An 11,954-nucleotide genomic window follows, 5' to 3' on the forward strand; every position below is an offset into this window, starting at 1 on the left:
CGTATGAAAAAATCATCGACCTACCTGATTTTAGCTGCAGCAGGAATGCTATTGATGGGCACAGCCTCTGCTCAGCAAATCAAACCCACTACCGAAAAAGAATTGGTGGAAGCGATCGAAAAACACCGAGCACTATTTGCCTCCACCCCACTCAAAGACTTCAAAGCTAGAAATATCGGCCCAACCAATATGTCCGGCAGAATCGTGGATTTGGAAGTAGCCCAAAACCCAAACACCTTTTACATCGCTGCCGCATCGGGTGGCGTCTGGAAAACCGAAGACAACGGTCAGTCGTTTATCCCGATTTTTGATCATCAGAGTGCGTTAGGAATCGGTGATATGGCGCTTTCTCCATCTGACAATACCATCCTGTGGGTAGGAACTGGCGAGGATAACTCCAGCCGATCTACTTATGCAGGTTCTGGGGTTTATAAATCCACAGATGCTGGAAAAACATGGGAGTTCATGGGTTTACCACATTCACAGCATATCGGTTCAATTCAGATTCACCCCACCAATCCCGACATCGTTTGGGTGGGATCCATGGGCGGACTTTATTCTCAAAACAAAGAACGTGGACTTTACATGACCTCCGATGGAGGTTCTACATGGGAAAAGGTGCTCTACATCGACGATAATACCGGGATCATCGACATTAAAGTTCACCCAAAGAATCCCGATATTTTATTAGCTGCCTCTTGGGAGCGATTCCGACAAGCACATGATTTCGTAGGAAATGGAGATGGATCTGCGATCTGGCGATCTGAGGATGGAGGGAAAACCTGGAAAAAAGCAGTTGAGGGTTTCCCCCAAAATGAATTTGTCGGTCGAATCGGTTTTGACTTTGCCCAAAGTAATCCTAATGTAGTCTATGCCCTTCATGACAATCAAGGACCATCCGATAAAGAGCCTCAAGAGCCTCGCCAAAGAAGACAGGAAGAAGAAAACCCACTGAATTTTGAAGACTTTAAATCCATGTCAGTTGCCGATGCTTTGGGATTAGAGGAAAAAAGGTTGAATTCTTTTTTACGAAGAAATCAGTTTGCCAGTCACTATACCGCTGAAGAAATTAAACGGCAATTACAAACTGGCAAAATCACCACCGTACAGATCGCGGACTACAACAAAGAAGCAAATGATGCCAATGCCGCATTGACCAATGCTTCGATCATCGGAGCAGAGGTGTTTCGCTCGGAAGATGCCGGCAAATCCTGGAAAAAAGTATCCGAATCCGACTTGAGTAGATTATACAATACTTACGGTTACTATTTTGGCGAAATTCGAGTCGGAACCGAAAACGAAGATGAGGTTTTCGTGTTGGGAGTTCCCCTTCTAGTCTCTCGAGACGGAGGCAAAAACTTTACCAGAACCGACTCTATCGGCAGACCACACTCCGATCATCAAGCCATGTGGATCAATCCTAAAGATGGAAAGCATATTTTACTCGGAAACGATGGAGGCCTGTATCGAAGTTATGGTGGTGGAGCCCGCTGGGATCACTTAAATACTCAAATGCCTATTTCCCAATTTTATTCCATCATGACGGATAATGCCACTCCTTATAATGTTTATGGGGGTATGCAGGACAACGGGGTTTGGTTTGGCAGTTCCAAGAATGACCCTGCTGATCGCTGGGAATCCTTGATGGGCGGTGACGGAATGGTCGTAGCTGTCGATACGCGAGACAATGATATCGTATACACGGGTTTTCAGTTTGGCAATTACTTTCGAATTGATAAATCCTCAGGAGAGCGAAAACGAATTACCCCAGGACATGATATAGGAAATGATCCCAACCGTTGGAATTGGCGTACTCCTGCCCGTCTGAGCCATCACAATCAGGATATTATTTATATGGGTTCGCAGTATGTGTACCAAAGTCTAGATCAAGGAAGCACTTGGACGACCATTTCTCCGGATTTGACAAAACATGAAAAAAGTGGAAATGTACCATTTGCGACCCTAACTGTGGTGGAAGAGTCTCCATTCGAATTCGGTACACTTTATGCCGGAACAGATGATGGAAATGTCTGGATTACTCGCACTAATGGGGGGAGCTGGGAATCTCTCAATGAAGGCCTTCCACAAGATCGTTGGGTGAGTTCTATCGCTCCCTCCAAACATCAAGAGGGCCTGGTGTACCTCACGCTAAATGGCTATCGCTATGATGAATTTAAAACCTATGTATTCCGAAGCTTTGACTACGGTAAAACTTGGACATCGATCAAAGGGAATTTACCTGAAGAATCTACCAATATCATTTTGGAAGACCATCTCAACCCATCTATCCTTTATCTAGGAACTGACCACGGTCTTTATGTCACCATGGACGGAGGAAATAACTGGAATCTCTTCCAAGGTGAAATCCCCAATGTCGCCATTTACGATATGGTGATTCAAGAAAGAGAAAATGACTTGGTCATTGGCACACATGGCAGAAGTGTTTACCTGGTCGAATTGGAACAAATCCACGAATTGGCAACCCCTGATCAAAAAGTAATGGATTAAGACCCATTTGATAATGAAAAGCCCGAAAGATGATCTTTCGGGCTTTTTCAATTAACCTCTTACCGGCTAAAAGAGCTTAAAACCTACCGACAAGACCCATTGGTTTAAGCGATTATCCGTTCCAAATCCAGCGATATTTTCGGTTACTTTACTTAAGCCTCCCTCATATTTGGCATCGATAAAAAGATTCCCAAAATCTACACCTACCCCTGCTTGATAACCTAAAGTAGCGGAATTAAAATCTACATCACGGACGGTTCCGCTAGCATCTTCCAGATTGGAATTCACATTGATACTGGCGATCGGACCCGCTTGTAGGCGTAACAGTTTAAACATTTTTACTCCCAGCATAACTGGAATATCAAGTCTATTGAAATCCGCCTGATAACGTTCTGACCCTGAACCTTGCGGATCCAATACAAAAACACCACTGGTTTGGGTAAAAAGAAGTTCTGGCTGCGCATAAAAACCCGCGCCTCCTAGTCTTGCAAAAACACCCAAGTGATACCCCGTCTGTGCGCCTTGGGGAACAAATTGATCGGATTCAAAATCGATTTCCGTACTACTCAATCCCCCCTTAATTCCAAAACCGAAATTTTGACTGAATGCTGGAAGTGATAGCACAAACAACAATAAAATAATTGGTAATTTTTTCATAGCAGTAAAGGTTTAATGAAAAACTATAACGAAATGCTTTCAGAAAAATTAGCAATTCTACTGCCAGACTTTGTTAATTCAGCGCGGAAGTGGCTTTGGCCTTAGCCAAATTATACAATTCCCAGAAATCAATTGGTTTTGGAACAAGCGTATCAAAAGGTATAGGTGTTTTTTGCCTGTAATAATCCACATCTCCGGCAGTAAAACCTATGACGGGTATACCATGTGTGACACTATTACTTTTCACTTCGCTCAAAAATTCCAATCCATCCATTTCAGGCATCATGATATCAGTCAAGATCACATTGAACCCTGGATTTTTACGCAATTCATCCAGGGCTTCTTTTCCATTATTCGCAATCACCACGGTTGCTGCCGATTTTTCAAAAATCTTTCGCAAAATCAATAAGTGAAGGGCATTATCATCGACGACTAGAACTCTCATGATGGTATTAAAAACAGTTAATTTGATTTGAAAAGCGTTTAAATATAGGTAAAGTGCTGATTAAAAGCCAGCTAAATCACAAAAAGTATTTCTCCAAGAATCATAAATCCTTCAAAAGAAAAGATCCACGTACCCGGATGGCTTTAGGAAGTCCAGATCACTCATTTTAAAGAAAAAAAAAGGGGTTGATTCTCGAAGAATCAACCCCTTTGAAATTGGAAACGAAAACTTAAGCAGCCTGAGGAGCTCCAAATATTCCAATCATATTTAAAATCAAGAGAATAATCACTATGGGACAAACCCATCGGATAAAGAAAATCCAACCTTTTCGGAAAGAACCTTTAAATCCAGGAGAACCCATCGCCAATTCATCAGCAAAGTCCGATATTTTACTCGCCCAGCCGGTATAAAGTGCTAACATCAAACAAATCACGATCACCGCAAATGTCCCGAAAATAAAGTCCATTGCCCCAAAGAACCCCTCAATAGGATTGCTCAGAAAAGTAAATTGGATATCGGCAAAGAAATTTCCCTCAATATTAGAAAGTGCTGAAGGTACCGACATGATCATTGCTGCGATTCCCACAATCCAAGTGGCTTTTTTACGATTCCACTTTCTATCATCAATCAAATAAGCTACGGGCACTTCCAGCATGGAAATCGTAGAAGTCAAAGCCGCAACCATTAAGAGTAAGAAAAAGAGCGCCCCGATAAAGTTACCCCCCGGCATTTGATCAAATACCCGAGGTAAAACGTCAAATACCAAGGCAGGTCCTGCTGAAGGGTCCTTTCCAGGCAGTAAAGCAAATAGAGCAGGAAATACCATCAATCCCCCCAACAGCGCCACCGTGGTATCCATTCCAGCTATCCAACCCGAAGATTGTATAATATTGGATTGTTTTGGTAAATAGGAACCAAAGGTAATCATCAATCCCCAGCCGACAGACATGGAAAAGAAGGCTTGCCCCAAAGCTTGAAGTACCACAGTCCCGGTTATTTTTGAGAAATCAGGATTCAGGTAATATTGAATCCCGGCTTCTGCTCCTTCAAGGGTTACAGACCTACCCGCGATAAAGATGATAATTATAAACAGTACCGGCATCATAAACTTTGCCGCCTTTTCGATACCTCCAGAAACACCCCCCAATACAATCAGAATAGTCACTAGGATAAAAACAAAAGTTAAGGGAATGACATATTCAGGTGTCTCTACAAAGACTTCAAAATCAATAGGTATATTGATAATCTCGGTGAAAATATAGCCTAAAGTCCAGCCAGCAATCACAGAGTAATAGCTAAAAACAAAAAAACAGACCATCACACAAAGGACGCCTGTTAATTGCCAAAACTTATTTCCACCTGTATCTCGAATCGCTCCAATTGGATTTTTACCAGACTTTCTTCCTAAGGCAATTTCATTGAATAATAAGGGAAGTGCGATCAAAACCACACAAATTAAATAAACAAATACAAAGGCACCTCCTCCGTTTTCTCCTGTGAGATAGGGGAATCTCCAAATATTTCCCAGGCCGACTGCAGATCCTGCCGCTGCCATGATAAATCCGAGACTCGAGCCAAATTGATCTCTATCGTCGGGGTTTACGTTTACTGCCATAGATAATGCTAAAGTTAATGAAAGGGTATAAACTGCTTTTTACGAGCGGGCTAAGATAATTTGTTTTGATAAAATACCAATTGCCGCTCGGAAAGTTTTGGGTTCAAAACCCAGCTCTTTTCGTGCTTTTTCAATTTTAAATCCTGTTTTAAGGGGTCTTTTGGCTGGCTGGGTAAATTTCAATGAGTCTGTCCTTTGAATTAAAGATGAATCCAATCCAAAAAAATCAGCGATGATCTGAGCCATTTGATAGGGGGTAAGAAAATCCGGCCCTGAAAGATGAAAGATGCCGGCTGCACCTGTTTTGGCAATCAAAATACAGCCTTCAGCCAAATCCTCTGCCAAGGTTGGAGTCCGGAACTGATCATCCACCACCTGAATTTCCTTTCCGGATTCCAGACTTTCTTTGACCCACAAGACAATATTGCTTCGGCTCAAATCATGTGCACTACCAAAAACCAAGACAGTCCTGGCTATTGCCCATTTTAATTTTGATTTCAACAAAATGGACTCCCCCTCCAGTTTGGTCTGCCCATAAAAATTTACAGGATTGGGTACCGCCGATTCTTCCAATGGACCTTCATTTCCTTCGAAAATAAAATCCGTGGATACAAAAATGAAATGCGCATCAATTTCTTCGGCTCCCTCCACTAGGTATTTTGTAGCCAGCACATTTGCCCTGTAGCAAGCCTCCTTTTGAAGCTCACAGGTATCGACATTGGTCATTGCAGCTCCATGGATAATGATTGAGGGACGCTCAACAGACAAAACTGTTTTGACCAACTCTTCATTTTCAATATCTAAGGAAAGGTACTTGAACCCGGTACCCGGTAAACGACATTCACCTCTACCTGTGGCCAAAACTTCAACCTCCCCTTCTTCCACCAGCCTTTGAACCAGTTTCTGCCCCAATAGACCGTTGGCGCCGGTGATTAATATTTTCTTCCTAGTTGCCATCCGGATAGGTATAGCCAAATTCTCTTTCGATTTTCCCTTTGGACACCCGCTCAATGCTTACCGTCATATACACCGGTTCTAACGGTTTATCACGTGGGCCACGTCGTTCCTGCGCTATCTTTTCAGCCACGTCAAGCCCTTGTATCACTTCTCCAAATACCGTGTACTCGTCATCCAAATGTGGCGTCCCTCCCACTGATGTATAGGCATCTATCCGTTCCTGAGGAATATCTTTGGTCAGTTTCATACTGAGTGATTGCTCAATCTCATCCCGTTTGGAAAGCAACAACTGATTCAAGGAATCATAGGCTTCGGCTTCATACAGCCTGGTGTAGGTATTTCGCAGCTCTTCTTGACTTTGGACTTGAATATACTGCATAAAAGCTGCTTGAAGCTTAGGCATATCGGTGGTCAACTCCAACTCGGTGTATTTTTTACCCAAAACAATGTAAAACTGCGAACCACTAGACCTTCGCTCAGGGTTAATGTTATCTCCCTGCCGAGCTGCGGCAATTACTCCCTTTTTGTGAAAATGATGGGGTAAAATCTCCTCCTCCAAAGTAGGCCATTCTTCAGATGGCACATCCTCTTTCCCAAATACATCTCCACCCTGCACCATAAACTCTGGGATCACCCGATGAAATTCTGTCGAATCAAATCTGCCATTTTCTGCCAAATCAATAAAATTTGTCTTGTGGATGGGGGTATCATCATATAACACGGCTACAATTTGTCCATGTCTGGTATCGATCTTAATCAAATGATCTTTTTGTCCTGCACAGGCAAAAAAGAGCAGCGCCACTAAGCCTACTATAATTCGATTGGATAGTTTCATTTATTCAAGGTTGATTTAATCTGGTCTAAAATTTCTTTTCCCCCAGCGTCAAAAACTTCTTTTGCAAGTTGCTTTCCAAGGGCTTCGGGATCCTCTTTGGAGCCCTCAACTTCCAATGAAATTCGCTGTTTCCCATCCAGGCTTACAATTCCACCACAGAGCTTCAGCCGATTTTCCCGAAGATGGCCCAAGGCAAAAACGGGAATACTGCAACCTCCCTCCAAAACCCGAAGGTAGGCCCGTTCTGCTCGCAATTTTAGTGCAGTTTCGGTATGATTCAAAGCCTCCGTCAGTTTGATTTTCAAGGCAGAATCCATGTTGGAAGCCACTTCCACTGCCACTGAACCTTGTCCCACCGCAGGGGTGAATTCCTCCAGAGAAAGTTCCTGGACAATTTGAGCATCATATCCCATTCGATGGACTCCGGCATAAGCCAGTAGTAACCCGTCACACAGCCCTTCATCCATTTTTCGAATACGTGTCTGTAGGTTCCCTCTGACTTCGACAGTTTTGATATGGGGGTAAAAATGCCGAAGGGTCGCTACTCTTCTTGTGGAAGAAGTTCCCAACAGAAGCGGTTTGGATCCATCTGTCAAATCCATTTCCGGTTGATGCGATAGAATCACGTCATTTTCCTTTTCCCGCTCGGTAAAGGCTATTATCTCAAAGCCTTCCGGCAGGATGGATTGCATATCCTTAGCTGAGTGAACTGCAAGATCAATTCGCCCATCAAGCAACTGATCTTCCAGCTCTTGAGTAAACACTCCTTTACTTCCAATTTTCGAAATCGATACATCCAAAACTTGATCACCTTTAGTATCAATAATGACGATTTCAGATTCCAAATCTGAATTTTTCAGCAATTCCGCCACATGATAAGCCTGCCAAAGAGCCAACTTACTTCCACGGGTTCCTATTTTAATTTTTCTCATTGTTCGGCAGCTCGTTTTGGGGATTTCTTCTGTACTCCTTCTTCAATAAACTTAATAATTTCGGCGGCAATGTCTATCCCCGTGGCCTTCTCAATCCCCTCTAATCCCGGCGAACTGTTCACTTCTAAAATCAAGGGCCCTCGAGCAGACTGAAGCATATCCACCCCGGCAATATCCAATCCCAAAGCTTTGGCCGCTCCTAATGCTGCCTGACGCTCAGCCCTACTCAATTTGATAATGGTTGCTTTTCCCCCTCGATGGAGATTGGATCGGAATTCTCCTTCAGCTCCTTGGCGCTTCATAGCCCCAACCACTTTACCATTGACCACAAAAGCACGAATATCAGCTCCTTTGGCCTCCTTGATAAATTCCTGAACTATAATCCGGGCTTTCAATCCATGAAATGCCTCGATCACAGATTGCCCCGCTTTCTTGGTCTCGGCTAAAACCACCCCAAGTCCTTGAGTTCCTTCAAGCAATTTAATAATCAAGGGTGCCCCCCCCACATGCTCTATGAGTTGTTTTTCCCCGCCTTTGGAAAAATTGGTAAAGGCGGTTTTTGGCATTCCCAAGCCGGCCTTGGAGAGAATCTGAAGGCTTCTTAGCTTATCTCTACTTCTGACAATAGCTTGAGAATTAACTGCAGAAAAAGTTCCCATCAATTCAAACTGCCGGACCACCGCAGTGCCGTAAAATGTGACCGAAGCTCCAACCCGTGGAATAATCGCATCCACATCAGTTAGCTTTTCACCCTTGTAGATAATTGAAGGTCCTTCTTGCTCAATGATCAAATCGCAAACGCTATGATTGACAATCAATGGCTCATGACCTGCTGCTTGAATGGCTTGATACAACCTTTTAGTGGAATATAAACTGGGGTTCCTTGAGAGAATTGCTATTTTCATTTTACTTGCGGTATGCTTTGGCTTGATTAATGGTCGATACATCCACTAAAAAACGATTTCTGAGGATTTTTCTTCCCAATAGGATGGCATTCTTCATACTAGACCGATCAGTTAACGTGATTTCGGCCATAAAATTCTCTCCCGCCAATTCCATGGTGGTTTCAATCAGGTATCGAACTTCAGCTTGTCCAAACGAGTTTTTTACTTTCTTCTCTTTGTATTTCTCAAAAAGGACTTGTTTGCCCGTAAACCCTTTATGTCCCGGAAGAAGAGCTTCGAAAACCAACACTTTCTTCCCATTGCGGACTTCCTCTCTGATATTTTCAGCATGAACAGAGCTGGTATAGGCACCGGTATCTACTTTGGCCCAGACCAGCTTCAAGCCCAATTCAGGAAGTGAGATCCGTTCCTTTCGGCCAATTATTTTTTTATCCATGTTGACTGATTTTCATCATAAGACGGGCAATTTCCATCGATAAATCGGTAAAGATTAACTTTGCATTTCCATTTCGCTCCAAATGGTAATGGGCCTGATTAAATAACTGATAAAGTCCGGGTATATGGTCTTCGGTGAGTACGTTCCCACTAATTTTCTCAATAAAATCCCGGTCCTCACCCTTGGTTCGAAGAAGTGAGTCTACCGAAGAATTCTTCAATAAAATCTCCCTCAATACATTCATCCCAGTCTGTAAAACGGATTTTTGTGCTTCTTTATCATATTTATGATAAGCGTCCGAAAGAGTGAAAATCTCTTTAAAATTACGACGATTACACAATCTAAACCAATCTCTCACCCAGGCGACTTGCTGATCTTCCACCTGATGGACCAAACGCACAGCTTCTCGGAGGTTTCCGTCGGCAATCATAGCAATCTGACTAGCCGTTTGAGCATCACAAAATCCACCGTTGACCAAATATTCATGGATTTCCTCATCGGTAAAAGCCCGGATCATGACTTTTTGAGTACGGGATAAAATCGTGGTCAAAAGCTGCTCAGGCCGAGAAGTAATGAGCATGAAAATCGTTTTATGCTGTGGCTCTTCCAGTATTTTTAAAAGGGCATTGGAGGCTTCAGTATTAAGATATTCGGCCCCCCATATCAACATCATTTTATATCCCCCTTCGAAAGAAACCAATGAAAGCGTCTGAATGATTTTTCGAGCTGCACCCACCGAAATATTCAATTGTTTCTTTTCCAGACCATTGAAATAAATATAGTCATGAATATTTCCATATGGCTGCTCTAAGGCAAACTTTCTGAAATTAGCCAAATGATCAACCTTATCCTCTTTTTCCTCTTTTTTTTCTTCCTTATTTTTTGAAATAAGGGGAAAAGCAAAGTTTAGATCTGGCATCACCAATTTTGCCATCCGCTGACAGGCAGGACAGGTCCCACAAGAATCTTCTTCACTCGGATTTTGACAGTAAAGAAAAGTGGATAAGGCCAAAGCCATCGTCAAACTAGCTGAACCCTCCGGCCCATGAAAAAGCAGGGCATGCGCCAAATGATTCTGTTTGACTGCATTAATTAAATGTTTTTTGGTTTCGGGCAAACCTGGTATTTCGGCAAACTGCATGAGGCTATTTTTCTGGGTTGTTTTCCCAAATTCGATAATTTTTGGTCATTTCAAAGACCTTTTGAAAAAGTGCTGATTCCACTTCAGTCCATCTTAGTTTTCTTCGTTGCATGACAATGGCTGCGGTCTGCTCAAATTTGGAATATTGAAAGGTAGAAAAACCAGCCGCTCCACCCCAAGCAAATGAAGGAATAAAATTGCGGGGAAATCCATCTCCAAAAATATTTGCTCCTACTCCGACAACCGTACCGGTATTAAACATGGTATTGATTCCACATTTGGAGTGGTCTCCCATCATCAATCCACAAAACTGCAACCCGGTAGACACAAACCCTCCCCGGACGTAATTCCAAATTTTTACAGGCGCATAATTATTTTTCAAATTTGAGGTATTGGTATCTGCACCCAAGTTACACCATTCCCCAATGACTGAATTCCCGAGAAATCCATCGTGCCCCTTGTTGGAATATCCAAAAAACACAGAATTTGAGATTTCTCCACCCACCTTTGAATAGGGCCCCACAGTGATATCTCCACGCATTTTAGCGCCCATATTGACCGTGGATCCCTCACATAATGCAAATGGGCCTCTAATCACCGCTCCTTCTTGAATTTCAGTATTTTTTCCGATGTAAATCGGTCCATTTTCTGCATTGAGTAGTGCCGCTTTGATCATTGCCCCCTCTTCGATAAAAATATCCTGCCCATAGGTCCTCGTATAAGGGTCGGTAATCGTTTGACTTTTCCGCCCATCAGTGATGCGTTGAAAGTCCCGTGCTATTTCTTTCCCATTTAAACTGAAAATTTCCCAAGGATGCTGAATCAGTTGCGGTACTTCAGATAATTGAATCACCTGCTTTTCTGAAGCGGATGAAAGATTTTTCTCTGTTTCTCCGATATAAGTTGCAATCAGTGTTTTCCCAAAATAAAGGGATTGATTTTTATCCAATCTCCTAAGGAATGCCAGGGTATCAGGCGTGGGAATCAGTGCACCATTAATTGCTAAAGCTTCACCGGATAGCCGGGGGTATTTCTCTTGCAAATAATCTTGGGTAAGAAATGAAACTTTCTTATGGGTGATGAGCTCCCATTTTTCGGAAAGTGTTAGGATTCCTACTCGGATCGCTCCGACCGGACGCGTAAAAGTAAAAGGCAATAAAGCTCCTCGAATCGAGGGGTCGTCAAACAACAGTATCTGCTCCATGGGACAAAAATAAAAAAGTCTCCCGGAATCCATGCTCCGGAAGACTTTTTCGATAAAGACTCTTGCGAATTACTTCTTGTATCTTCTGTTGAATTTCTCCACCCGACCTGCGGTATCGAGCAACATTTTCTTTCCTGTATAGAAGGGATGAGACTCAGAGCTCACTTCTATTTTGTAAACAGGGTATTGCTTGCCATCTTCCCATTCGATTGTCTCAGAGGTTTCGATGGTAGATTTGGTCATAAATTTAAACTCAGAAGAAGTGTCATAAAACACAACGTCTCTGTAGTTTGGATGAATATCAGCTTTCATATCACTA

At 42.8% G+C, this 11,954-nt stretch carries 12 protein-coding genes; 1 reads left to right on the forward strand and 11 read right to left on the reverse strand.

Going from position 1 to position 11,954, the window contains the following annotated elements; translation table 11 throughout:
- Window positions 1-3 precede the first annotated feature (3 nt).
- On the forward strand, window positions 4-2,508 hold the full coding sequence (locus Q0L00_RS05760) for a glycosyl hydrolase (protein WP_297335916.1): 2,505 nt from the start codon (window positions 4-6) through the stop codon (window positions 2,506-2,508).
- Window positions 2,509-2,574: 66 nt separating this feature from the next.
- Here the strand turns inward: Q0L00_RS05760 and Q0L00_RS05765 are convergent, their stop codons facing one another.
- From Q0L00_RS05765 to Q0L00_RS05815, 11 genes are all read right to left on the reverse strand, one after another.
- Window positions 2,575-3,165 (reverse strand): porin family protein, encoded by a 591-nt coding sequence (locus Q0L00_RS05765; protein WP_297335917.1) that lies wholly within the window; start codon window positions 3,163-3,165, stop codon window positions 2,575-2,577.
- Between the two features lie 73 nt (window positions 3,166-3,238).
- Window positions 3,239-3,610: a response regulator gene (locus Q0L00_RS05770; RefSeq protein WP_297335918.1), complete on the reverse strand. Its 372-nt coding sequence runs from the start codon at window positions 3,608-3,610 to the stop codon at window positions 3,239-3,241.
- A gap of 229 nt (window positions 3,611-3,839) precedes the next feature.
- Window positions 3,840-5,225: a sodium-dependent transporter gene (locus Q0L00_RS05775; RefSeq protein ID WP_297335919.1), complete on the reverse strand. Its 1,386-nt coding sequence runs from the start codon at window positions 5,223-5,225 to the stop codon at window positions 3,840-3,842.
- Window positions 5,226-5,264: 39 nt separating this feature from the next.
- Window positions 5,265-6,182 (reverse strand): SDR family oxidoreductase, encoded by a 918-nt coding sequence (locus Q0L00_RS05780; RefSeq protein WP_297335920.1) that lies wholly within the window; start codon window positions 6,180-6,182, stop codon window positions 5,265-5,267.
- Entirely contained in the window at window positions 6,172-7,017 is an 846-nt protein-coding gene (locus Q0L00_RS05785) for a peptidylprolyl isomerase (protein ID WP_297335921.1), read from the reverse strand. The genes Q0L00_RS05780 and Q0L00_RS05785 overlap by 11 nt, the downstream gene beginning before the upstream one ends.
- Window positions 7,014-7,949, reverse strand: a complete 936-nt coding sequence (gene hemC / locus Q0L00_RS05790; protein ID WP_297335922.1) for a hydroxymethylbilane synthase — start codon at window positions 7,947-7,949, stop codon at window positions 7,014-7,016. The genes Q0L00_RS05785 and hemC overlap by 4 nt, the downstream gene beginning before the upstream one ends.
- Window positions 7,946-8,854, reverse strand: a complete 909-nt coding sequence (gene rimK / locus Q0L00_RS05795; protein ID WP_297335923.1) for a 30S ribosomal protein S6--L-glutamate ligase — start codon at window positions 8,852-8,854, stop codon at window positions 7,946-7,948. The genes hemC and rimK overlap by 4 nt, the downstream gene beginning before the upstream one ends.
- Before the next feature lies 1 nt (window position 8,855).
- Window positions 8,856-9,290, reverse strand: coding sequence for a RimK/LysX family protein (locus Q0L00_RS05800; RefSeq protein WP_297335924.1), 435 nt, complete (start codon window positions 9,288-9,290; stop codon window positions 8,856-8,858).
- Window positions 9,283-10,431 carry a DNA polymerase III subunit gene (locus tag Q0L00_RS05805; RefSeq protein ID WP_297335925.1) on the reverse strand — a complete coding sequence of 383 codons (1,149 nt, stop codon included), beginning with the start codon at window positions 10,429-10,431 and terminating at the stop codon, window positions 9,283-9,285. Before Q0L00_RS05805 ends, Q0L00_RS05800 begins: the two co-directional genes overlap by 8 nt.
- Window positions 10,432-10,435: 4 nt before the next feature.
- Complete coding sequence (locus Q0L00_RS05810) at window positions 10,436-11,635, reverse strand: GlmU family protein (RefSeq protein WP_297335926.1); 1,200 nt, start codon at window positions 11,633-11,635, stop codon at window positions 10,436-10,438.
- Window positions 11,636-11,704: 69 nt separating this feature from the next.
- Window positions 11,705-11,947 (reverse strand): type B 50S ribosomal protein L31, encoded by a 243-nt coding sequence (locus tag Q0L00_RS05815; protein WP_087938486.1) that lies wholly within the window; start codon window positions 11,945-11,947, stop codon window positions 11,705-11,707.
- Window positions 11,948-11,954: the final 7 nt, after the last annotated feature.

Origin of the sequence: Algoriphagus sp. (genome assembly GCF_024305035.1) — a bacterium.
GTDB lineage: Bacteria > Bacteroidota > Bacteroidia > Cytophagales > Cyclobacteriaceae > Algoriphagus.